General features: G+C 49.5%; 22 protein-coding genes. 12 read left to right on the forward strand and 10 right to left on the reverse strand.

The annotated features are described in order from the left end of the window. Positions 1 to 6 precede the first annotated feature (6 nt). From ACN4EG_RS14205 to ACN4EG_RS14230, 6 genes are all read right to left on the reverse strand, one after another. Entirely contained in the window at positions 7 to 603 is a 597-nt protein-coding gene (locus tag ACN4EG_RS14205) for a hypothetical protein (protein WP_431630344.1), read from the reverse strand. A gap of 38 nt (positions 604 to 641) precedes the next feature. Then, on the reverse strand, positions 642 to 1,895 hold the full coding sequence (locus ACN4EG_RS14210) for a restriction endonuclease subunit S (RefSeq protein ID WP_431630346.1): 1,254 nt from the start codon (positions 1,893 to 1,895) through the stop codon (positions 642 to 644). Beyond that, complete coding sequence (locus ACN4EG_RS14215) at positions 1,892 to 3,004, reverse strand: virulence RhuM family protein (protein ID WP_431630348.1); 1,113 nt, start codon at positions 3,002 to 3,004, stop codon at positions 1,892 to 1,894. Before ACN4EG_RS14215 ends, ACN4EG_RS14210 begins: the two co-directional genes overlap by 4 nt. Beyond that, positions 2,994 to 4,553 (reverse strand): class I SAM-dependent DNA methyltransferase, encoded by a 1,560-nt coding sequence (locus ACN4EG_RS14220; protein WP_431630350.1) that lies wholly within the window; start codon positions 4,551 to 4,553, stop codon positions 2,994 to 2,996. The genes ACN4EG_RS14215 and ACN4EG_RS14220 overlap by 11 nt, the downstream gene beginning before the upstream one ends. Before the next feature lie 147 nt (positions 4,554 to 4,700). Then, positions 4,701 to 6,092 (reverse strand): SGNH/GDSL hydrolase family protein, encoded by a 1,392-nt coding sequence (locus tag ACN4EG_RS14225; protein WP_431630352.1) that lies wholly within the window; start codon positions 6,090 to 6,092, stop codon positions 4,701 to 4,703. A 262-nt stretch (positions 6,093 to 6,354) separates the two neighbouring features. Then, positions 6,355 to 6,558, reverse strand: coding sequence for a hypothetical protein (locus ACN4EG_RS14230; protein WP_431630353.1), 204 nt, complete (start codon positions 6,556 to 6,558; stop codon positions 6,355 to 6,357). Between the two features lie 1,602 nt (positions 6,559 to 8,160). Between ACN4EG_RS14230 and ACN4EG_RS14235 the strand changes: the two genes are divergently transcribed. Beyond that, complete coding sequence (locus tag ACN4EG_RS14235) at positions 8,161 to 8,907, forward strand: SDR family NAD(P)-dependent oxidoreductase (RefSeq protein ID WP_431630354.1); 747 nt, start codon at positions 8,161 to 8,163, stop codon at positions 8,905 to 8,907. Between the two features lie 71 nt (positions 8,908 to 8,978). Here the strand turns inward: ACN4EG_RS14235 and ACN4EG_RS14240 are convergent, their stop codons facing one another. Continuing rightward, complete coding sequence (locus tag ACN4EG_RS14240; RefSeq protein ID WP_431630355.1) at positions 8,979 to 9,695, reverse strand: Coq4 family protein; 717 nt, start codon at positions 9,693 to 9,695, stop codon at positions 8,979 to 8,981. 245 nt (positions 9,696 to 9,940) lie between these two features. On the opposite strand from ACN4EG_RS14240, the gene ACN4EG_RS14245 reads away from it, so the two are divergent. The 6 genes from ACN4EG_RS14245 to rppB all read left to right on the forward strand — a co-directional run bounded on the left by ACN4EG_RS14245 (position 9,941) and on the right by rppB (position 15,479). Further along, on the forward strand, positions 9,941 to 10,618 hold the full coding sequence (locus ACN4EG_RS14245) for a DUF305 domain-containing protein (protein WP_431630357.1): 678 nt from the start codon (positions 9,941 to 9,943) through the stop codon (positions 10,616 to 10,618). Between the two features lie 110 nt (positions 10,619 to 10,728). Then, positions 10,729 to 11,046, forward strand: a complete 318-nt coding sequence (locus ACN4EG_RS14250) for a pyridoxal-phosphate dependent enzyme (RefSeq protein WP_431630359.1) — start codon at positions 10,729 to 10,731, stop codon at positions 11,044 to 11,046. A 38-nt stretch (positions 11,047 to 11,084) separates the two neighbouring features. After that, positions 11,085 to 11,882 carry a cysteine synthase family protein gene (locus ACN4EG_RS14255; RefSeq protein ID WP_431630360.1) on the forward strand — a complete coding sequence of 266 codons (798 nt, stop codon included), beginning with the start codon at positions 11,085 to 11,087 and terminating at the stop codon, positions 11,880 to 11,882. Continuing rightward, a complete protein-coding gene (locus ACN4EG_RS14260) occupies positions 11,879 to 13,312 on the forward strand; it encodes a hypothetical protein (RefSeq protein WP_431630361.1) in 1,434 nt (477 codons plus the stop codon). The genes ACN4EG_RS14255 and ACN4EG_RS14260 overlap by 4 nt, the downstream gene beginning before the upstream one ends. A gap of 7 nt (positions 13,313 to 13,319) precedes the next feature. Further along, complete coding sequence (rppA, locus tag ACN4EG_RS14265; RefSeq protein ID WP_431630362.1) at positions 13,320 to 14,021, forward strand: two-component system response regulator RppA; 702 nt, start codon at positions 13,320 to 13,322, stop codon at positions 14,019 to 14,021. 99 nt (positions 14,022 to 14,120) lie between these two features. Then, positions 14,121 to 15,479 carry a two-component system sensor histidine kinase RppB gene (rppB, locus tag ACN4EG_RS14270; protein ID WP_431630363.1) on the forward strand — a complete coding sequence of 453 codons (1,359 nt, stop codon included), beginning with the start codon at positions 14,121 to 14,123 and terminating at the stop codon, positions 15,477 to 15,479. A gap of 28 nt (positions 15,480 to 15,507) precedes the next feature. On the opposite strand, the gene ACN4EG_RS14275 is transcribed toward rppB, so the two are convergent. After that, on the reverse strand, positions 15,508 to 16,140 hold the full coding sequence (locus ACN4EG_RS14275; protein WP_431630365.1) for a DUF4231 domain-containing protein: 633 nt from the start codon (positions 16,138 to 16,140) through the stop codon (positions 15,508 to 15,510). A 206-nt stretch (positions 16,141 to 16,346) separates the two neighbouring features. Between ACN4EG_RS14275 and ACN4EG_RS14280 the strand changes: the two genes are divergently transcribed. The 4 genes from ACN4EG_RS14280 to ACN4EG_RS14295 are packed head-to-tail and all read left to right on the forward strand — an operon-like array spanning position 16,347 to position 19,770. Continuing rightward, positions 16,347 to 17,636, forward strand: a complete 1,290-nt coding sequence (locus tag ACN4EG_RS14280) for a P-loop NTPase fold protein (protein WP_431630366.1) — start codon at positions 16,347 to 16,349, stop codon at positions 17,634 to 17,636. Then, positions 17,633 to 19,306, forward strand: coding sequence for a tetratricopeptide repeat protein (locus ACN4EG_RS14285; RefSeq protein ID WP_431630367.1), 1,674 nt, complete (start codon positions 17,633 to 17,635; stop codon positions 19,304 to 19,306). The genes ACN4EG_RS14280 and ACN4EG_RS14285 overlap by 4 nt, the downstream gene beginning before the upstream one ends. A gap of 48 nt (positions 19,307 to 19,354) precedes the next feature. Then, positions 19,355 to 19,492: a type II toxin-antitoxin system RelE/ParE family toxin gene (locus tag ACN4EG_RS14290; RefSeq protein WP_431630388.1), complete on the forward strand. Its 138-nt coding sequence runs from the start codon at positions 19,355 to 19,357 to the stop codon at positions 19,490 to 19,492. Next, entirely contained in the window at positions 19,489 to 19,770 is a 282-nt protein-coding gene (locus tag ACN4EG_RS14295; RefSeq protein ID WP_431630368.1) for a helix-turn-helix domain-containing protein, read from the forward strand. Before ACN4EG_RS14290 ends, ACN4EG_RS14295 begins: the two co-directional genes overlap by 4 nt. 338 nt (positions 19,771 to 20,108) lie before the next feature. Here ACN4EG_RS14295 and ACN4EG_RS14300 read toward each other — a convergent pair whose 3' ends face one another. Both ACN4EG_RS14300 and ACN4EG_RS14305 read right to left on the reverse strand, forming a co-directional pair. Beyond that, the gene (locus ACN4EG_RS14300) at positions 20,109 to 20,330 is read right to left on the reverse strand and encodes a hypothetical protein (protein ID WP_431630369.1); all 222 of its coding nucleotides are present in this window, start codon (positions 20,328 to 20,330) and stop codon (positions 20,109 to 20,111) included. A 525-nt stretch (positions 20,331 to 20,855) separates the two neighbouring features. After that, entirely contained in the window at positions 20,856 to 21,224 is a 369-nt protein-coding gene (locus ACN4EG_RS14305; RefSeq protein ID WP_431630372.1) for a helix-turn-helix domain-containing protein, read from the reverse strand. Positions 21,225 to 21,431: 207 nt separating this feature from the next. On the opposite strand from ACN4EG_RS14305, the gene ACN4EG_RS14310 reads away from it, so the two are divergent. Beyond that, entirely contained in the window at positions 21,432 to 21,668 is a 237-nt protein-coding gene (locus tag ACN4EG_RS14310; protein ID WP_431630374.1) for a hypothetical protein, read from the forward strand. The last annotated feature ends 4 nt before the right edge of the window (positions 21,669 to 21,672 follow it).

A 21,672-nucleotide genomic window follows, 5' to 3' on the forward strand; every position in this document is an offset into this window, starting at 1 on the left:
ATATTTTCACTGAGTCAGCATCCACTTCAGGATACCCAGAATTTTTGGGACGGGCATTACGGGATAGAAGGTTAAATCAACGGTGACGATGTTGTTTTCTAGTTTAAGAAATTGCCACAGTTTGCCACTGGTGACTGAGCCATAAATGGTGGAAATGGGTTGTTCTTGTTGTTGGTTATAAATTTGGGCGGCGACCATTTCGGCGATGCATTGACCTAGACCTAATTCTAATTCTCCGCGTTTGGCTTCAACGATCATGAGTATGGGTGCTTCAATGGTTAATCGACTTTCCGATCGACTAAATAGGAAGTCACAGAATCCATTGAGTCCCCGATCGCGGTCGATATCAAATTCTTCACCAGAAAAGAGTTGTACGGGTTGGTTGGCTAGTTTTCTGGCTTCTAGCAAGATGGGACTGACTAAGAGTTCTGAAAGTGCTTTTTCGGTGCGGGCGGCTTGGGCGATGGGGAACCATTCGGCTAGGATGCTTGCCATTTCGGGGGAGGGTTCGACGGGTGAAATGTTTTCACAGAATGGTGCATCTTTGACTTTTAGTTTGAATAGGTCTTTGACTGAGTTTAGGGTGAAATTGTTGTATGCCATTGTGGTTAATGAGGGGTCAAGTGTTCGGTGGTTTGTTACTAAATTTTTTCTATGATTTTCTCAGCGTCTTTGACCCGAATTTCGCCGGACATGAGCTTAGGCAAGAGGCGATCGCGGGTTTCAGATAAGATTAAATTTTGTTGACTATTTGTATCTAAAAATTCTTGAAAAGAAGCAACATATTCTTCAAATTTTTGTAGAAGAGTATGAGGAGGACAGGGAAAGCTGTAGGCTTGAACTTTTTTAGGTGATGTGTGTTTAACAGATGTACCGGATGCACTTGCAAGCACTTCACAACGATAACTATCAGTTTTAAGCAAGTAGTATAAGTACATTTTGCTAATTAGACTTTGAGGCAGGAAAATAACTTTTCCTAGACGCTGGTTATGTAAATATTTATACTTTGAAGCTTTTGGAATCAAAGCAGGATACCCAAGAGTATCACCAGCTTTGCTTAAGTCAGTCATTGTTATCAATAGGTCGTTATGCTCCAAGATGTAATCATCTGGGATTTCTCCAAGATAATATTTAAATTTATCTGCTTTAAAACCACCTCCAATGGCAAAATTACCTGGTGTAAGTAGAATATCTCCGGGTGGTTCTGTTCTAAAAAATTCTCCTTTAAATGCATAACCATGCTTTATTTCTATAAAATCCCCCAATTTTTTAATCTCCCACCCCTCCGGTAAGTCTGTCTCCTCATCGATCGCGTCTGGAAACAGCGACCACAACGACTCCGGCAGATAGGCAGCACGTCCCTCCTGTTTAGCGCGGGTGGGGCCAAAGTCCACAAACCAATCCTTGAAGATCGCCCTAGCCATTGCCTCCAGGGTTTCGTTCATCCGCCGATTCAGTTCGATTTTGTTGTCGAGGGAAGAGAGGATAGATGCGATCGCTTTTTGTTCGTAAAGTGTCGGCGGGAACTTAATTTGGGCAGTATGTAAATGATTTCTATTTAGTCCTGGAACAGCCGCCTTATCAGAGTAAGCAGAAAAATCTAAGGATTTTAGAAAATAGGCAATAAATCTAGGATGATTACCTTTGAAATCTTTTACATATAAAGTAGTGTTTAGAGGCCAGAAATCATCTGTGATGTAGTAAACTTCCCCTAACGTTCCGTATCGGCCAGTTACTACACCTGGACTCTTGACCATCGGCTCACAGTGAAAATCAGTGATGCCGGAAGAAGAAACTATGGGGAATGAGCCATTTCGTCTTCTCTGTTGGGGTAGATCGTAGCCACGCTTCAGTTCAATTACATTGCCTAAGGTCGTATCTTTCCACTCACTCATCGATCGTCACCTCGCCCAACTTCTCCTGAATCAGCACTTTTTTTCTTACGGGTCGTTCTCAGTTTTGTTTGCGTCTCAATTTCTTTAATCTGTCCGATCGCTTTACCAAACTCTCGATCCACAGGTTGGGGCTTTGCCAATTGCGCTGTGTGGAACTTTTCATATTCCCCTTCCGCCCTCAGCTTCGCCACCTCTGCCGAAATCTTGCCCGCATGGGTCAAAATCTCCCGATCCGATAACTTCAAAAAATCATCCAGCTTAGCGATCCAATCGCTCATATGCATCGGTTGTTTATTGAGAGCTTGCAACTCCGCAAACTCCAGATACGCCGTCACAATCCGATTCAACGCCTCCAACTCTTCCCCATTCAAATAATTCTTAGCAATACTCACATCCTTCTTACGAATCGCGCCGTGGGGTGAGTTTCCCCAAGACATTAAGCCCATATTGGGTTGGCTGGCATCCGCCCGCTCTGCAATAATTTCCGCCGCCGTGTGACCATGCGCCGCCCAGTGCATCTTGTTTTGCACCGTCTTAAAAAATAGCTGCGATGTCTCCGCCTTCCCGTCATAGTCAATGCTGGTGGCGTAAATATCCAACACCTTTTGGTAAAACAACCGCTCCGACGATCGAATATCCCGAATCCGCGCCAGCAGCTCCTCGAAATAGTCATCCCCCAGCGTCCGCCCCGCTTTCAAGCGTTCATCATCCATCGTGAAACCCTTCACCAGGAGTTCCCCTAAGCGTGCGATCGCCCATTGCCGAAACGCCGTCCCCCGCGCCGACCTCACCCGCATCCCCACCGCCAAGATCGCCTCTAGACTGTAGTGGTCAAGGTTTCGTGTAACTTGACGATTACCTTCGGTTTGAACTATTCGGAATTTCCTAATAGTTGCCTCAGAGGACAGTTCCCCCTCGCTGTAAATGTTTGCCAGATGCTCATTAACAGTTGGGACAGAGACTTGGTACAAGTCAGCCATCAGACGTTGTGTCAGCCATACCGTCTGTCCATCCAGCCGCACCTGCAAATTCAGCCCCCCATCCTGATAAATCAGAATTTGCCCTGCTGGTGGCGGCGCTGCCAAATTTTCATCTGCATTAGAAGTCATAGCCCAATCCTCCCAAATTCTCCCGAATTGCCGCCTCCAACCGCGCCGACTCCTTGAACTGTTCCGCCAGTTTCGCCGTCAGTTCCGCCATCCGCTCTTCAAACGGCACATCATCTTCCTCAGCCGCAGCAGCCCCCACATATCGCCCCGGCGTCAGCACATAGTTATGCCCCCGGATCTCCTCCAAAGTCGCCGACTTACAAAATCCCGGCACATCCTCATAGCCGCTCCCCTCGCGCCAGCAATGATACGTCTCGGCAACCTGCGCCACATCCTCATCGCTAAACTCCCGCCGCGTCCTGTCCACCATATAGCCCAACTTCCGGGCATCAATAAACAGAATCTCCCCTCGGCGGTCCCTCAGCTTCTTATCCCGCGCAACCCCATTCGACTTATCCTTCGCCAAAAACCACAAACAAGCCGGAATCTGCGTCGAATAAAACAACTGCCCCGGCAACGCAATCATGCAGTCGATCGCATCCCCCTCAATCATGGCCTTGCGGATCTCCCCCTCGCCGCTCTGCTGAGACGACATCGACCCATTCGCCAACACTACCCCCGCAGTCCCCGTCGGAGCCAGATGATGCCAGATATGCTGCAACCAGGCATAGTTCGCATTACCCACCGGCGGAATCCCAAACCTCCAGCGGCCATCCTCCCGCAGCCTGTCCCCGCCCCAATCCGAAATATTAAACGGCGGATTCGCCAGAATAAAATTCGCCCGCAAATCCGGCAACTCATTCTTGTGAAACGACCCCTCCGAATTCCAGCGAATATCCGAATCAATCCCCCGCACAGCCAAATTCATCTTGCACAGCCGCCAGGTGGTGTAGTTGCTCTCCTGGCCATAGATTGCAATATCGCCAATTCGTCCCTGGTGGTCTGCAACAAACTTCTCCGACTGCACAAACATCCCCCCAGAACCGCAACAGGGGTCATACACCCGGCCCTGATAGGGTTGCAGCATTTCCACCATCACCTGCACCACCGATCGCGGCGTATAAAACTCGCCCCCCCGCTTCCCCTCCGATCCGGCAAACTGACCCAGAAAATACTCATACACCCGCCCCAACACATCCCTGGCGGCATCCTGCGCCTCTCCCAACGCAATGTTAGAAATCAGGTCGATCAACTCCCCCAGCATCACCGCATTCAACGCGGGACGGGCGTATTCCTTCGGCAACACCCCCTTGAGCGACGCATTCTCCTTCTCGATCGCCAACATTGCCTCATCAATCAGCTTGCCGATCGTCGGTTGCTTAGCGTTGGCTTGCAGATGCGACCACCGCGCCGCCTGGGGCACCCAAAACACATTCTCCGCCGTGTACTCATCCGGATCTTCCAGCCCGTCCGGGTATTCTTCCTCCAGCTCCCGACGCTTGGCCTCAAAACGATCGGAGATGTGCTTAAGAAAGATCAGCCCCAAGGCAACGTGCTTATAATCCGACGGCTCCATATTGCCCCGTAACTTGTCTGCCGCCTTAAAGAGATCAGCCTCATAGCCAAGACTGGCACCATTATTCGTTTGGGACTTCGCAGATTTAGGCATGGAGATATCGAGTAATCCGTTACCGAGAACCCATTATATTGTTAGGGTCAATCAAGCGCCCGAATTAATCTTCGATCGTAGCAATCTAACCCCTAGATTGCGGCTGCGGCTGATGACTTGCTTGATGGTTGACCTGGATAATTTTGCCTAGGGTTGCCCCCCAGTAAAGGGTTTAGGTTGCACCTGTAGTTGCGTCACGATCGTGTCATAGAGGCGATCGGCGATGGTTTGGTTTGCTGCATCCGTTAGGTGAATCGGATCCTGAAATGCATCACCCTGGAACTGATTGAGGGCATCTTGTAATTTAACGGTGGTCACCCCCGAAGACTGTTTATTGACCTGCTCAACCGTCTGCTGGAGCCGTTGATACCCCGTTTGTACCCGCTGCTGATAGGCGGTTCCCAATTGTTCAACCAGTTGTTTTTCCTTCGCAGTGAGATTCTGCCGTTGGCTAACCTCCGGCTGTAATGCAATCACAAGGGACGCTTTAGATGCACTGGATAGACGGGCCAGTTGCAGCAAATATCTTCCATAGCGATCGACCCGACGATTGAGTTCCTCCGGCTGGCTCGCCAACCGATCGGCCAAGCTCTGATTGGAACTGGACAGCGGATCAACCAACTGTTCGATCGATGCCTTGGGCTTTAGGATCCAATACTGAACAGTTTTGACCAAGTAGAGACTGGAGAAGAAGTCTCCTATTCCTTGGGACAAGCTCGCTATGAAATGTCCAGTGGCGTTGGATAACAGTTGATCGGTCACTTCAATGCTAGCGGCATCCTTCCGACTGGACAGCAATAAATCACTGTAGCCATCCATCACCACTAGCACATCCGGCTGATAGGCCAAAATATGCGAAGCCACTTGCGTCAAGGTATTCCCCGAGGCATAACCCGGAACGGCGGCATTAATCACACGATACTGTCCATCCCGAATTTTGGGGGGTAACTTGAGGGCCTTTTCCAATTCGTCCGCATAGTATGGCAGGATGTCTGGACGGAATTTCTTGGTATTGCTCTTTTGTTCCTGGACTTGCTGATTCAGCCGAGTTTCTAGCAGCGTAGAAAAGGTTGCTTGATTGCTGCTATTGAACTGTCCAAAGGCGGATGATCCTCCTAGAACAAAAATGCGGACTTCATTTTTAGGTTTAGACCAATTAACGGCTTCTCTGCTACGAAACCCTTGGGCGTTAATTTGAACTGCATTATTTTTCTGGTTGCCGACCAGCTTGAATCCTGTGAGGGGGGTCTCTTGAATGGCTAAGCTCCCATGGCCAGAAATCCCTTGCATAGGTTGGCCTGCTTGATTAAGGGGTTTGAGGTGATAGTCTGCGGCAATCTCTGGCTCCCCCACGTAGGCTGTCAGTTCATTGCTTTTGCCGAGGATGCCCGTTCCCACCCGCAGAAGAATTTCAAGACCCAAGATGCCTAAGGGAATTGCTGCGATAATCCACAACTTGGGAATGCGCTGTTTCTTCTTACGGGAACCGTAGTAAGAACTGGAATAGGACGGAGAAGTGCGACGACGAAGATTAAACATTCAGAATTACCAGAACTCAACACACGATCGCTGATCGATCGCGACCGGGAACGTAGACAGGGCTGGATCATACTACTAAATTGCGTCCCGGCGCATAGCTTTCAGGACAATCCGATCGAACGTAGTATTTGTCACATGCCTAATTATTCTATGCAAATACTTATATAACTTAGAAAAAAGAAGATTTCGGCTAACGATCACTCCCGGAGTCAAATTTCAGTGAAGTATGACTTCTATGCCACCTTGACACTGGAATAAAACCTCAGTTGTGATTGAGATCGAAGGATTGGTATGCCGCGATCGGGCCGTTGGGGAGCAAGAGTAGATGATTGCCCATACCCTGAACCGTGGGGCAGTCCATCTGAAAGTGCACTCGAGGATGGACTGGCCCGATCGTTTGCTCAGTGGCTTGACTGATAGAAAGAGTTCGACTACGAGTTCGACCACAAGTTTGAAGTTGGATCATGATTAAAAGGAGTCAAAATGGACTGGAGATGCACTCTACATGATGCACTTTACCTAAAGATGCACTTTAACTGAAAATGCATCTCCTTCCAGGGCTAACACGCTTTGGAGTAGGAAATCTTGTTAGTTATACCTAAATTCATTGAATTCGGCTACTGGCAGTGGGACACCTTGATTCTTTAGTTGTAGAGATTTGCAGATTATCTCTGTAGATCATGTCGCAAATTAAGGGTGTATCCCACTTTTACAACCCTTACCCTAAATGCTTCTCCCCGCACTGGGAGAGGGACTTTGAATTTTGAATCTGGCTCCCCTTCTCCTATTTTGGGAGAAAGGTTTGGGGGGATAGAGGGCAAGTTTCTCAAACTGGGATGCACTCAAACTAATCCCGGAGAAGAGAACCAACATTGACGGCGGATCCTGCCTGGGGCTCCTTTATTTATTATTAGTCATCGAATATCCTAATACCTTCTGCAATTCTGGATCCTTTTAAATTTTCCTGTGCAGAGATTTTTCCTGTAGTTGAGGGAAAGCGATCGAAAGTTCACCTGGAAAAGCTAACGCAGGGTCTGAAATAGTCCGATGCGTCGTGGATTAGGGAGATATAGAAGACGCCGATCGTGGTTGATCGTGGCTAGTGAACAGCAGACTCAACAGATGTATTTACTTGTGCGATCGTAAACATTTGTTCCTGGTATTCCCATTCACATCTAATTGGGGCTATCTTAGTAATCAAGAAGCAAACACACCATCGCTTCTGCCCAAACAGTCCAATCGTTCACTTCACAAATTAAATAGGAGGTCAAAATCAATCTCTGCAAGAGCATTTTGGCTCATTTCTCAAAAGTACTCGAACCTATTTCCCCGATTTCCTCCTCTGTTGCATAAAGAGAATCGGCGCTGAATATCCCTAAAAGCCTAACGCTGCAATGTCAGCTAGTTCAGCCCAGCTCTTAGAACGCTCAACCTATTAGAGGAAAGAGTGTGGCAAAGGGATACGGAGTATTGTTTTCTGTCAAGTTGTACGTTTGATGTTCATAAATGGCGATCGCTACTGACGCCACATTGAACTTTTCTAGTTTGGGTTTAGACAGTATCGCAACTGGATCACAGTAATTCCTCCACAATTCAACTGAGAGCAATGTCTCTTCTAACTTCCCGAATTTTCATGCCTTCATGAAGGTTCATCGTTAGGGCATCTCTAACCAAACTCGCTAAATTTTGAGGAACGTAATTCTGTTAGATCGTTGTTAGATACTGTAGTTTATCGGTTAGTTAGTCTATCGGTTAGTTAGTCTCTTTATGGAACGCGATCTGTTTCAGGGAGTTCTGTAGCTAACGTTCTCGATGTTATTGACCTAAAAATTACCAACTCGGTCTGAGAGGAGGTTATACAGGTTAGACTAAATTAAGCGCAACTATAAAGGTTCGGCCTTCCTGTGCTCGTGACGGGGAGGTCGAATCTTTGTGATGGGGATTGTTATGAAATGATTTCGCTGGAGGGTAACGCTGGGGAGACTTGGGCGGGTGAGTTGCAACTTCTAGGAGGGGGTGATTAGAATCTGACAGACAACACCACTGCTATGAAGCAAAAGAGCGATCGATGATCCAAGCTACATCCCAAACTGTATTGATTGTTGGTGCAAGTGGCGGCATTGGCTTGGGCTTTGTCCAGCATTTATTAGCCCACGATCGCTGCGATCGACTCTATGCGACCTATCGCGATCCTGAGTCCGAGCTTTTAACTATTAATGATCCGCGTTTGATCTGTTTATCCCTAGATTTGACGAATGAAGCAGAGATTGCAACAACCCTGCAAACCATTCAGCGAGAAACAGAAAGTTTACATTTGGTGATCAACTGCGTGGGTTGGCTCCATCAAGGTTCTTTACAGCCCGAGAAAAGTTTGCAGCAATTGAATGCCGAGCAACTGATGCAATATTTTCAGGTGAATAGTATCGGTGCGGTGTTGCTGGCCAAACACTTACAGCCTTTGCTAAAGCACGATCGCCGCAGTGTGTTTGCAACAATTTCCGCTAAGGTGGGCAGTATTGGCGATAATTTTCTGGGGGGATGGTACGGGTATCGCGCGTCTAAGGCAGCGTTGAATATGTTGATGCGGACGACGGCGATCGAATATAAACGACGGGTGCCGCGCGCGATCGTCACGGTTTTGCATCCCGGTACAACGGATACTGAGTTGTCGAAACCCTTTCAGCGCAATGTGCCAGCGGATAAACTTTTTCCCGTCGATCGAACGGTTCAGCAATTGCTGGGGGTGATCGATCGGTTAACGGAACAGGACAGCGGTGAATTTTTCTCTTGGGATGGGAGCCGACTGCCCTGGTAGGTGTCACAGTGCTTGAATATTTACAGTACTTGAATATTTACAGTACTTGAATATTTACAGTACTTGAATATTTACAGTGCCCGAATGTTGAGTGCTTGCCGCCAAACTTCCACCGGCTTTTCCCAAGCCTCTTCCCACTTTTGGGCAAATACTGGTTGGGCCTGACATCCCATGTCCCAGCCGATCGTGATCTGTTGCATGATGGCAGTTAGTAAATCCGGTTGCGCTAAAGCATGGACGATCGCGCTGGTTATGAGGCCGATAGCAAGGGGCGATCGCATTTGGGCTAGTTGAAAGGCTTGCAATCCAATTTCTCCTGCTAGATCAGTACCAAATCCTGTAATTACATGGTGAATATCATGGGTTTGGCTCCGTCGTAAGGTGATGTAACTAATGTCATCTTGGGCATCTCGTTGGCGATAGAAAACAGGTTCGAATTGTTGATCGCGTAGGTGTTTGGCGTAGCAATATCCCAGCGAATTTTTGGGATAGGTGAGTAATTGGTCTACATCCGGTGGCGCAGGGAGATAGCGGGTTTCGATGAGGGCTGCCATGGGGGGCTGGGCTTTGAGATAGGCGCAGGCGATTTCACTAATGGGTTGCTGGCGTAGTACTTCATCGAGGTCATAAATGGCACTAAATTCCGCTGGATTTTGGATCAGTTGGAGGAAAGCTCCCAAAGCTTTGGTGGCATTGGGGGATAGCTGGGGATCTGTGGAGAAAAATGCTGTAGATAAAGGAGAATACAGCAATTCAGCTTCCTCAACTGTCATGGTATTGTTCAGCATAGATCTGTTGAGCAATTGGCTAAAGGGACATGGAAAATTTTTGAACTTTGTTGATTGCTCAGGAATACGGAAGAGAGGAGCGATCGGATTTCTCCATGTTGAAAAATCGCTGTAATCCGGTTCAGGGTTTAGATAAGCCACTGGAACAGCGCCTTGAAAATTTCATGCCGATTTCATACAGGTATGGCACACTGAGAATCTACTAGATCACCCGTTCTGACGGTCTGTTCAGCAATAAATGGCCCATGAGAATGCAAGTTTCCATTAATCCTCAGCTTTTTTTGATCGCGATCGTCAGTACAGTTAGCCTGACAGGTTGTCCGTCTACTCCGCCGACGTTATCCGAAGTTTCTGCCAGTTCAACCCCCTCGGTAACGATGACGCCGATGCCAATGTCCCACACCATGATGGGGCACTCGATGGATCTGGGGCCAGCGGATGCTGAGTTTGATTTGCGGTTTATCGATGCGATGATTCCCCACCACCAAGGGGCTGTAGATATGGCGCAGGCAGTGTTAGCAAAATCCCAGCGGCCTGAACTGAAGAAGCTAGCGCAGGGCATTATAGCGGCCCAAAATCCAGAAATTCAGCAAATGCAGCGGTGGCGAGCCGATTGGTATCCTAAAGCACCCAAAGCCCCGATCGCGTGGCATGGAGAAATGAAGCATTCTATGCCCATGTCCCAGGAACAAATTCATGGGATGAAAATGACGATGGATTTGGGGAAGGCTGATCCACAGTTTGATCTACGGTTTCTCAATGCGATGATTGTGCACCATGAAGCAGCTGTGACGATGGCCCAAGAGGTCCTCGAAAAATCAAAGCGGCCTGAAATGCAGAAACTTGCTAAAGCGATCGTGTCGGGGCAAACCAATGAGATTGAACTAATGCAGCAATGGCGTAAGCGTTGGTATTCCCAATAGGCAGTATTCCCGATCGTGATTCAATCCTGACCTAGTCAAGATTTCATCTTGATTTCATTTCGAGTTGCCATCCTAGTAACTGTAGAGAGTTTTGAATCTTTTGAACAATCATGGCTTCTCTCAGTTCACTACCGGGAAATCGATTCGACGCGGGGTTAGGCTTGCCAGTGGCGGCTGCATCTGCATTTTCCGCCGCCTTGTCTTCTCCGCCTTTTGTATCTGCGCCTCTAGCGGCTTCAGTGACCGATGCCTTAGGCCGAGTTCCCATTGTTCGCTTAAATCGCCTGCATCCAACTTGTCACAACCATGACCTATACCTGAAATTAGAATCCTGTAATCCGGGGGGCAGCATTAAGGAAAAAAATGCTGCTTACCTGGTGCATCAAGCAGAACAGTCTGGACAATTGCGCCCTGGGGAACGATCGTAGAATCCAGTTCAGGGAATTTTGGCATCGGGTTAGCGATCGTGGGAGCCACACGCGGCTATCGCGTCATGATTGTGATTGATGCGAAAACCTCACCCACCATTCGCCGGATGTTGCAAGCCTATGGTGCAGAGTTGGTGGAAGTGCCGCTGGATGCCGCCGATGCCCATGGATCAATGCAGGTTGCGCGGATGCAAAGGGCGCAGGAACTGGAACGCACCATTCCGGGAGCCTGGTATCCGGCTCAACACACCAATCCGCAAAATGTCGAAGCCCACAGCATTTGGACTGCCCAGGAAATTGCAGCTGCCTTTCCAACGGGGCCAGACGCGATCGTGATTGGGGTAAGCACTGCGGGCCAACTGACGGGAATCAGTCGCTATTTCAAACAACACTCTCCCAAAACCCGCATCATTGGCGTTGATGTGGCGGGATCGGCGATTCTGGGGACTCCACGCCATGCCTACAAAATGACGGGGCTGGGACTTTCGTTTATTCCGCCTAACTATGACCCCCAGGTGTTAGACGCGGCCTACAGCGTATCCGATGCATTGGCGTTTTCCGTCTGCCATGCCCTGGCCCAGCGGGAAGGAATGTTGTTGGGGGCCTCGACCGGGGCGATCGTGGCGGCGGCGCTGGCGGATGTCCAACGGTTTACGCAACCCCAAACCTATCTGTTACTCAATCCCGATCGCGGCGATCGCTACCTAGAAACGGTTTATGATGCGGATTGGTTAAAACAACACCATCTCACTATTTTGCAGGATCAGGATCTCGTGCAAGCGATTAATCATCTTCAACCCGTGCCCTTGGACTTGGTTCGGAGGGCAGCTCAGTGACGTTAGACCAGACTCGATCGCAGATGTCTCAGCCTTCTTCTATCCCGTCCCAGGAGGTTCAACCGCCCCAGGAATCACATCAGGAAATCCCTCCAGAAGCCCCCCAGGAATCGCCTCAGGCAGCCACGCCGGTACCCCAAAACATTAGCCTTGCCCAACTATGGCGGGAATTTTTGCCCCTGTCGCTGAGTGATGTGACGATGGCCTGCGGCGATCCGGTGATTACGACCACCTTGGCCCACTTGCCTGAAGCACGACTCAACTTAGCCGCAGTGGGGTTAGCAAAATCCTTGGCGGTGTTTTTTGAAAGTCCGATCATCATGATTTTGCATGCGTCCAATGCCTTGGCGGGGTCGTCGGCTTCTCGGCGGGCTCTTTGGCGATTTACCTGTTTATCAGGCGGTGGTCTTAGCCTTTTGCTGACGGTTTTGGCGTTGCCGATCGTGTTTAATCAGGTGGGGCCAACGGTCTTAGGCATTCCGATCGAGTTATTGGCGACCGTGAGTCAGGTGTTGCTCCTGATGGGCGGATGGGCGTTTGCGATCGCGTGGCGGCGCTATTTTCAAGGCTTGCTCATTTACCATGGCCAGTCCCAAGCCCTCGCGCAGGCCAGTGTGGCAAGATTGACGACTCTGATTGCCATCATGGCAATCGGCTTTTGGCTCAAACTGTCCGGGGCGCTTCTCGCGGGTTCGGCCTTGATGGTGGGTGTCTTGGTGGAGGCGATCGTTGTGACGGTGTTTGCCTACCGTTCCGGCGCGACGCTGCCGCCCCCCGATCGCCTGCCCGAAACGCAACCAGCAACGCAACTGCCCCAGACCCTCAAAGCAGTGTGGCGATTTTACTTTCCATTGGCGAATTCCATGTTGGTCGTCTGGGGTGGACGGGCGATGCTGATTAGCCTGTTGGCGCGGGCTCAGGATGCCACCGTGGCGATCGCGGCTTGGTCTGCGGCCTGGGGGCTGGTGTTAGTGATTGCCAATTCCACCCGCATGGTGCAGCAAATGGTGATTAAATATCGTCGCCAAGTGGCCGATCGGCAGTTGTTGATCTTTGCGGTGACGGTGGGGGGAGCCTGTTCAGCGCTGTTACTGCTAATGAGTGTGACACCCGTGGGCGAACAAGTTGTTCGGAGCTTTATTGGCAATGATGTCACCTTGGCCGATCGCATTAAGCCAGTGCTGTTGGTGTGTGCGGGCGTGCCTTTGCTGGTGGCAATGCAGAATGCAACCCAGGGCTTTTTGGTAAGTGAAGGGCGCACGGGATCGGTGAATTTTGCGACTTGGATTGGTACGGGGTTATTGCTCCTGATTACGATCGTAGCGATCGATCGGGGGGTACCGGGATCGTTGGCCGCTGCGATCGCGATGGTAGTGGCAATGCTATCGGAAGTGCTTTGTCTATTGTGGAAACGGCGTACTAAGGCGTAATCGCGTTATGAGAATTTTACTCGTGGAGGATGAACCGGATCTGGGCACCGCCATTGCGAAATCTCTGACGCGGGAGCGCTATATTGTCGATTGGCTGCAAGATGGTAGGGAGGCTTGGGAGTGCTTGATGCAGCCGGAAGTGCAATACACGATCGCAGTGATTGATTGGATGCTGCCGGGGTTATCAGGCATTGAGATTTGCCAACGGCTCCGCAAGACGCAGAGTGCGCTGCCAATTTTGATGCTGACGGCACGGGATAGTTTGACCGATCGGGTGACGGGGTTGGATGCGGGGGCGGATGATTATTTAGTCAAGCCCTTTGGCATGGTGGAACTGCTGGCGCGATTGCGGGCGTTGCAACGGCGATCGCCCCAGTTGCAATCCCAAAGCTTACAGGTGGGGAAGCTGACGTTGGACTATGGAACTTCGACGGTGAAGGTGGCCGCGACAGAAACGATGCTCACCCTGTTTCTGACTGCGAAGGAGTTTCAATTGTTAGAGTATTTAATGAAACATGCCAATCAAATTGTCAGTAGCGATCAAATTCGTAATCAATTGTGGCCGATTAATTCCGATTCTTCCAGTAATGTGGTTGCAGCGCAAATTCGCTTGCTACGCCGTAAATTTTCCGATCAAGGGGTTGATTCCGCGATCGAAACGGTTCATGGACTCGGCTATCGGTTAAATATTGCCCGTTCTCCGGGGTAAAATTGCTGTGGCCAAGATTGCTGTAGCCAAGATTGCCAGAGTCCTTCAATTTTTGCTTGCTAGCCGCCGATTTCCCCTTCAACCCCATTATCTCTCTTCATGCATCAGAGTCAATTGTTCAACCGAACTCGTTTGCAGTTGGCAGCCTGGTATGCCAGCGTGATGGGAGTGATTTTGAGTGTGTTTGGGGCAATGGTTTATGTGCATATGGCGCGTAGTCACTTTGAGGCGATCGATGGTGAATTGCAAACCATTGCAGTGAGTTTGCGCGATCGCATTCAACCGGTTTTGGAAACGCCGGGAGAGTTGCCATCAACGGGGATCAAAACTGTGCCAGATCTGTGTTTAGCAGGTCAGCCCTGCTCCGGTTCCAGTAGCAGTTCCCATCTGCATGTATTTGGCAGCGATCAACCTGAACCCTATTACGTGCGGTTGATCACGTTATCCTCCCATGTCGTTGCGACTATCTACACCGCACCCCCGGATCATCTCGCGTTGTCTCCTCTCCAAAATTCCGATCCCCGCGTTTCGCTGATCAATTTTCTGAATCCTTCGGTACATCAATCAGCTATTCTGCTGAAAACCACGACGGGCCAGCCTTGGGGCTATTTGCAGGTGGGCCGATCGCTGGCGGGCTACAACCAACATTTAATGACACTTAAAACGATTTTGTTGGTTGGACTGCCGATCGCGACGTTGGTAATTGGGGGGGCGAGTTGGTGGTTGGCGGGGTTGGCGATGCGCCCGGTTTATCTGGCTTATCAACAAATCCAGCAATTTACTGCCGATGCTGCCCATGAGTTGCGAACGCCGTTGGCGGCCTTGTGCAGTACGGTGGAGGTGACGTTGGCGGATGTTGATTTAACACAGGAGAATGCAAGGACGACTTTGCAAACGGTGGAACGCCAAGCTTTGAGGTTGTCGCAACTAGTTCAGGATTTGCTTTTGCTATCCAAAATGGATCTGCAAGCGTGGCCTAAGAAATTACAACGGTGTTGTTTGAATGATTTAGTCGATGATTTAGTGGAAGAGTATTCTGCGTTGGCGGTGGCATCCCAAGTGGATCTACGATCGGAGTTGCCCAATCAGCAGATGTTACATATCCAAGGGGATGAGGAAAAGATTTATCGATTATTGACGAATTTGATTGTCAATGCGATTCATTACACCAATGCCGGGGGAAGGGTGACGGTCATTCTTGGTAAACAGGATCGCTATGGGGTGATTCAGGTGAAGGATACGGGCATTGGTATTCCGATCGCCCAGCAGGCGCGAATTTTCGATCGATTTTATCGGGTTGAAACCGATAGATCGCGCCGGACGGGTGGGTCTGGGTTGGGTCTGGCCATTGCCCAAGCGATCGCGCAAGACCATCGGGGTTCCATCCGGGTGACGAGCCAGGTGGGTCGAGGCAGTACTTTTAGTGTGTTTCTTCCGTTGGCGAAGGATGGGAGATAGAGCCTTGGGTTAGGGTTGGAGGCGTGGGTTAATCGTTGTTGTCTTTGCGATCGGGGCGTCCGTCGGGTTGTTGGCCTTGGATGACTTGGGTGGAGTAGATGGCGACATCACGGCGGATGATGTCTTCTACGGCTTCATGGAATTTGGAAAAGCCTTGGCGATGGGTGGTGTTATTGTAGGGGCCACAGAGTTCAAAGTATTGCCAGCCTTGGCTTTTGAGTTCTTCAGCAGCACGACGATAGTTACGCCAACGTTCGCCGTAGTTGAAAAATTGCTCGATCGCGGTGGCTCCGGCGACGACAGCGCTAATTCCGGTTGTCAAATAACGCCATGCATCTTTTTGTCCACCTTCTAGGCCGGGGTTAATGCCAACGAGAATGGGAACGAGAACGCTGCCGATGATGGCGGTGACGCGCAGGCGATAGTGCCAGTCGCGGGATTGGGAGGCGCGGCTTTCGATCCAGAGGACTTGGTCGAGCCAACGGGCGGTGAGGTAGTATTTTTGGAGTTCGTCGAGGTCGATCGTGCCCATCATCTGCTTGAAGTCTTGCTTGAGTTGCTCGCGGTAGTCTTTGGGCACTTCGGGGGGGGCGGCGGGGGCTGAGGGGACGACGGTGGTTTCTGAGGTGGTTTCTGGGGAAGATGCAGAGGGGTTGGTCATGGTGGTTTAGAGCGGTAGTTGGGTGGTAATAGTCTGCCGAAATTTTAGCAAGGGGCTGGGGAGTTCAAGCAAGTTTGGAAGATTTTGATACTTGGGATGGGGAGTGGTGGGGGAGTGGGAGGGTAGAGTCATGGGGACGATCGCGGGGCCATCGTAGCACAGTGAGAAGGGTGTAAAATGGGGGAATCTTGCTTAGATAGTGCATTATGACCTCAACTTTGTTGGAAACCCTGCAATCTACCTACCGAAATTTGGATCTCTTTCCATTGCTGGAACCAGAGGCGATCGAGCGGTTTCGGGTGGAGTATGGGCGGGAGGTTTTGGTGCGCTTAGAGAGTGAGGTAGAGGCTTCAGGTAAAGCAGGGAAAGTGGTGTTTGCTGGGCATCGAGGCTGTGGAAAATCGACATTGCTAAAACAATTTGCGGTGGATATGCAATCCCAGTATTTTGTGGTGCGATTTTCGATCTCAGATTTGATTGAGATGTCGGATGTCAGTCATGTCAATATTCTGTACTCGATCGCGATTATGCTGCTGAGTCAGGCGACAAAAATTAAGCTATCGGTGGCATCTGATTTACAGAAGTCCTTACTGGGATGGATGACCACAGAGCGTACCGTTTCTCAAGAAACTGAATTTAAAGAAGAGTCTGGCTTAGGTGGGGATGATATTTTTAATTTGATTACGCTAAAATTGCAGCGAGAGCGGAGTTTTCGGGAAGAACTAGAGCAGACCTATTCCCGTAAGATTTCAGAGTTAGTGGGGCAACTCGATCGCTTAGCTGCTACGATTCAGGGCCAGACGAAGAAGCCTGTTCTGGTGATTATTGATGACTTAGATAAGCTGGATCCCAGTATTATTGAGCCGATTTATCGCGATAATTTGAAGTCGTTATTTTCACCGGGCTTTAAGATAATTTTTACGATTCCAGTTTCAGCGACCCAGGAACCTCGAATTATGGGTGCATTGAACTCTGAAGGAATTGTGCGTCCGGTTTTGTTCCCGGTGGCCAAGTTTTTTTCGCGGGATAACTGCCATGATCCATCCGCAGTTCCCTTTGAAAAGCCGTTAAAACTGTTTGAGTCAATTTTGCAGAAACGATTCCCCGTTGGCTTCCTGGCCCCAGAAACCGCTAGGAAGATTGTTTTGTTGAGTGGCGGAGTGATGCGGGAATTGGTCAGAATTGGACGAGAGTGTTGTACGGAGGCAATGGTTCAGTTAAAGATTGACCCTGCTCAATCGGCAGATATAACGATTAATGATGAGATTTTAAATGCTGCGATCGGTAATTTGCGAAATGACTTTGCGCGACAAATCGGGACAAAATATTCCCTGTTAGGGGAGGTTTATTCCACACTCGATCGAACAGAAGATGAATCCTTTGTGGAAATGCTGCATGGATTAATGGTGTTGGAATATGAGAATGGGGATGTTTGGTATGATGTCCATCCGATCGTGCAGGATTTATTACGCAGACGGAAGGTAATTTCAGCATGAGTGCCTTACTATCTGCGGAACAAGAGCGGGCGAATCTCCGAACGTTTGTTCGATTGGTGACGGTGATCGAGGCGAGTGATGGAAAGTTGAATTTGCTGCTGGCGGTGTGCGATCGACCGGTGGAGCGGGATGCTTGGATTCGGCGGTATGAGGCGGAGTTACAGGCCCAGGGGCTGCGGTGTTATCGGGTGCAGTTGGCTCAACGATCGCCAAGTTTGAAGCAAAGTTTGTTGGCCTTGCAGGAGCAGGGGGGTGTTCTGGGGGCTGGGGCGATCGTGTCTGTGCTGGGGGCGACGGAGCTATTGGACTTGCGGCTGGGGGAGGAGAGATCGGCTTTAGAGCAACTGTTGTTTTCGTTGCAGTGGACGCGGGAGGCGTTGCGATCGTTTGAATGTCCGATCGTGATTTGGGTTTCTAATAAAGTGGTCAATGGCATTGCGACGACTTCCCCTGATTTTTGGAGTTGGCGTGGTAATTCAGTGTTTGAGTTTGTGACTCAGAAGGTGGAAGGCAAGGAGATTAAGGTTGCGCCTTTGCAGTTCGAGGGGGAAGCGCTTGAATTAATTAAGCCAAATTTAGAAAATGATCAATCGGAACTCGGTCGCAAAGCTGCTGCTCAGTGGGAAGAATTAGAGGTGTTATTACAATCCGATCCCAAGTCTCCCCTTTTGGCACGTCTTTACCAAAATTTAGGATTTACGGAGCGGGATCGGGGGAATTGGGATAGTGCGGAAACTGTTATCAATCGTGCCATTCAACTTCATCAAGTCGCTAATAATCGGGCAGGTGAAACTCTATGTCTTGGCGTGCTGGGCGATATTGAATGCAAACGCGGTAACTGGGACGCTGCTGAACAACTCTATCGACAATGCCTACAAATTGAGGAAGAATTGGGTGATCGGGCAGGTATGGCAACGAGTTGGAGCTGTTTAGGCGATATCGAACGCAACCGTGGTAACTGGGACGCTGCTGAACAACTCTATCGACAATCCTTACAATTACGGGAAGAATTAGGTGATCGGGAGGGTATAACAACGAGCTGGGGGCAACTGGGCGATATCGAACGCAAACGCGGGAACTGGGATGCTGCTGAACAACTCTATCGACAATCCTTACAACTGAGCGAAGAATTGGGAGATCGGGCAGGCATAGCAATAAGTTGGGGGCAACTGGGCGATATCGAACGCTATCGTGGGAACTGGGACACTGCTGAACAACTCTTTCGACAATACCAAAAAATATACGAAGAATTAGGAGATCGGGCGGGTATGGCATTGAGTTTGGGCGTGCTCGGTGATATCGAACGCAAACGCGGGAACTGGGACGCTGCTGAACAACTCTTTCGACAATACCAACAGATGTGCGAAGAATTGGGTGATCGGGCAGGCATGGCAGCTTCAATGGGGTGTTTAGGTGAAAATGAATTAGGACGCGGCAACCTCGATGAAGCTGAAACGCTCCTAAAGGATGCCCTCTTGCAAATGCAACAGTTGGGTATGATTGCCAGCATTGCAGAAACCCACTGGGATCTCACCCAACTCTACCACACCAAAAATCAACCCGAACTCGCCCACCAGCACTACACCACCGCCCACCAACTGTTCACCCAACTCGGCGCAATCAAAGACCTAGAAAAAATCGAAGCAGAAGGCAAAACCATGGGGTTCTAGCATTTAGAAACTGGCTGGAGTAACTGATGGGCAGTACTTTCCGATCGAATTGCTCGAACTCTATTCACGATCGATCAAGATCACATTATTCTCCTACACGGATTCATTAAAAAATCTCAAAAAACACCCCCGGAAGATTTAGAACTTGCTCTCAAACGTATTGCTAATCTGGAGAACCACAAATGATGAACCCACATATCGGTAGTAGCTTTGATGACTTTTTAGAAGAAGAAGGAATTCTAGTAGAAGTCGAAAGCATTGCATGGAAACGGGTAATTGCCTTCCAAATCACACAACTTATGGAAGAACAAAACCTAACCAAAACCGACATGGCAAAAAAAATGAAAACCAGTCGTGCCGCTCTCGATCGACTCCTCGACCCAACCAATACTTCAGCAACCCTCAACACCTTAGAACAAGCCGCGATCGTTCTTGGAAAGCGATTACGAGTTGAATTGGTTTAGTGAGCATTAAGAAGATAGGATTCTAGATTTTGGATTGTGGAGGAAGACGGTCGATCTGAGAAGTCTGACTAAATAGCACAGGGATTAAGAATGCATTCATACACGAGATCGAGCCCGATCGCGACTACGATTTTGATGGTTTTGCGAGATGCCCGATCGGGTGCAAGTGAGGTTTAATCCGTCGATCGCGGAGATTCGATCCCCCTAAATCCCCCTTATTAAGGGGGATTTAGGGGAAAAAGATTAGAAGTACAGATTTTAAATGTCTTCCTCCTATTTTGTTGTATTTACTCTTGTTAACCCCTTTTTTCTAATGTTAGCGGCGCGTAGCGCGGGGGCTAGGAGGGATCTCTCCGATCTCGCTCCATCATGCTCACGTACTGCCACTCCGATCCCGGCACAGGCATCGGCGGACTCCAACGCACCCTGTCGCTAAAACGCAAAACATGCAGTTGGTTAATCGCTGACTGCACTTCCTCGCGAGTACCAAACAAATAAAAGCGAAACGGTCTATGCCCATCGTCGATCGCACGATCGGCATCACCCAAACCAATAAACATGGGATTTCTCCTGATTGTAGAGACGGGAAGAAACCCCAAAAATTAAGACCACCCTTTTGCGCAGGACAAGTAGGGTGGCCCGATCGAATGTTACAATCCGTGTCAGACCGCCTAGCTGACTCAACCAGCTTCGGGGTTTAGCTACCCTTTGTTGCTCTAACAACGCTGGGTAGCGCCTTAATTTTTGGGAAACTAGCTGATTCATAACCCGACGGGCTATCTTCGACCAACGGGGTGTTAAAACACAGTTGTAATCAGCTATGGAAAACAAGCCTACGGATAAATGAAGGTTCTGTCAACCGTATTACGAGACATTGCAATTTCGTAATACCCAGAAACATTGACATTCAGCAGCAACACCTTCCGCCCTCCACCGCGATCGTGTAGATCCGCCCCGCCCTCCCCCCACAACCGTCTAGGAACGAAGGGCCGCCACTCCAGAGCACCGCACTCAAAATCATCACAGCATTCATCGCTGCGTTAGTGATCCCATTCCCCTCAGCATTCATCACAACCGCGATCGCATCATTTCCCTACCGTCATCTTAATCACATTATAGAGAAACTCCCACTTCTCCGGCGTCGTTGGCTGTTGCCCTCGATACTTCAAATTCGCCAACATTTGCACATCATCCGGCGGCAACTGCGCAGCCTGGGCAAATTCCAATAAACTCTGCGGCAAAGACTCCTCCACCTCTCCGCCCGCCTCCGCAGTGTCCTTCAGCCCCAACACCGCCGATATCTTCTCACGCACCTGCCAAGACAGATTCGTCGCCTGCCCCCGCTCAATCTGCGACAGATAATTGCGAGAAATTCCAACCTGCTGCGCCAGTTCCTCCTGGCTCAGTTTTTCCTGGCGGCGACGATCGCGCACCAATTTTCCAAAGTCTTCCATAGATCCTGTCCTTTGAGAGAACTCATGAGAGAACTCAAACCAGATAGCCCTTACTCTTTCATCATACTGCCTTTGACAACTATAGTTTACAGAATTTGTGAATCTGAGTTGCAATTTTTGAACTCAGCGGTTATAGTAGTAAACAAGAGATGCAAACCACAGTTGTCATTCTTTACCTCTAATATACCAGGAAAATCAAGGATTGCCATGAAAACGATCGTTCCCGCCGAGAGTCCCTGGCTCGTTCCCCCTGGAACCCTAGGGGCCACCTGGCGCAAACCGAAGCGTAAACGCGGCAAAAATATCGGCAAATCCTGGCGACGGATGCGCCTCTACTGGAACAGCCTCGATCGAGAACTGCAACAGCAACACCTTCACTGGAAAAAACGTCCTCGAAAACACTGGAAACGCATTTCGGTCAAATGGCTCAAACCCTTGCAATAACGAT

Source organism: Alkalinema pantanalense CENA528, assembly GCF_050753345.1.
GTDB lineage: Bacteria > Cyanobacteriota > Cyanobacteriia > Leptolyngbyales > Leptolyngbyaceae > Alkalinema > Alkalinema pantanalense.

Excerpts from the sequence above, each read along its gene's own strand:
- ACN4EG_RS14275 (WP_431630365.1), bottom strand. The coding sequence starts at position 16,140 with ATGACCAACCCCTCTGCATCTTCCCCAGAAACCACCTCAGAAACCACC.
- rppB (WP_431630363.1), top strand. The coding sequence starts at position 14,121 with ATGCATCAGAGTCAATTGTTCAACCGAACTCGTTTGCAGTTGGCAGCC.
- ACN4EG_RS14215 (WP_431630348.1), bottom strand. The coding sequence starts at position 3,004 with ATGACTTCTAATGCAGATGAAAATTTGGCAGCGCCGCCACCAGCAGGG.
- ACN4EG_RS14300 (WP_431630369.1), bottom strand. The coding sequence starts at position 20,330 with ATGTTTATTGGTTTGGGTGATGCCGATCGTGCGATCGACGATGGGCAT.
- ACN4EG_RS14245 (WP_431630357.1), top strand. The coding sequence starts at position 9,941 with ATGAGAATGCAAGTTTCCATTAATCCTCAGCTTTTTTTGATCGCGATC.
- rppA (WP_431630362.1), top strand. The coding sequence starts at position 13,320 with ATGAGAATTTTACTCGTGGAGGATGAACCGGATCTGGGCACCGCCATT.
- ACN4EG_RS14250 (WP_431630359.1), top strand. The coding sequence starts at position 10,729 with ATGGCTTCTCTCAGTTCACTACCGGGAAATCGATTCGACGCGGGGTTA.
- ACN4EG_RS14285 (WP_431630367.1), top strand. The coding sequence starts at position 17,633 with ATGAGTGCCTTACTATCTGCGGAACAAGAGCGGGCGAATCTCCGAACG.
- ACN4EG_RS14205 (WP_431630344.1), bottom strand. The coding sequence starts at position 603 with ATGGCATACAACAATTTCACCCTAAACTCAGTCAAAGACCTATTCAAA.
- ACN4EG_RS14305 (WP_431630372.1), bottom strand. The coding sequence starts at position 21,224 with ATGGAAGACTTTGGAAAATTGGTGCGCGATCGTCGCCGCCAGGAAAAA.
- ACN4EG_RS14220 (WP_431630350.1), bottom strand. The coding sequence starts at position 4,553 with ATGCCTAAATCTGCGAAGTCCCAAACGAATAATGGTGCCAGTCTTGGC.
- ACN4EG_RS14230 (WP_431630353.1), bottom strand. The coding sequence starts at position 6,558 with ATGATCCAACTTCAAACTTGTGGTCGAACTCGTAGTCGAACTCTTTCT.
- ACN4EG_RS14310 (WP_431630374.1), top strand. The coding sequence starts at position 21,432 with ATGAAAACGATCGTTCCCGCCGAGAGTCCCTGGCTCGTTCCCCCTGGA.
- ACN4EG_RS14210 (WP_431630346.1), bottom strand. The coding sequence starts at position 1,895 with ATGAGTGAGTGGAAAGATACGACCTTAGGCAATGTAATTGAACTGAAG.
- ACN4EG_RS14280 (WP_431630366.1), top strand. The coding sequence starts at position 16,347 with ATGACCTCAACTTTGTTGGAAACCCTGCAATCTACCTACCGAAATTTG.
- ACN4EG_RS14225 (WP_431630352.1), bottom strand. The coding sequence starts at position 6,092 with ATGTTTAATCTTCGTCGTCGCACTTCTCCGTCCTATTCCAGTTCTTAC.
- ACN4EG_RS14235 (WP_431630354.1), top strand. The coding sequence starts at position 8,161 with ATGATCCAAGCTACATCCCAAACTGTATTGATTGTTGGTGCAAGTGGC.
- ACN4EG_RS14240 (WP_431630355.1), bottom strand. The coding sequence starts at position 9,695 with ATGCTGAACAATACCATGACAGTTGAGGAAGCTGAATTGCTGTATTCT.
- ACN4EG_RS14295 (WP_431630368.1), top strand. The coding sequence starts at position 19,489 with ATGATGAACCCACATATCGGTAGTAGCTTTGATGACTTTTTAGAAGAA.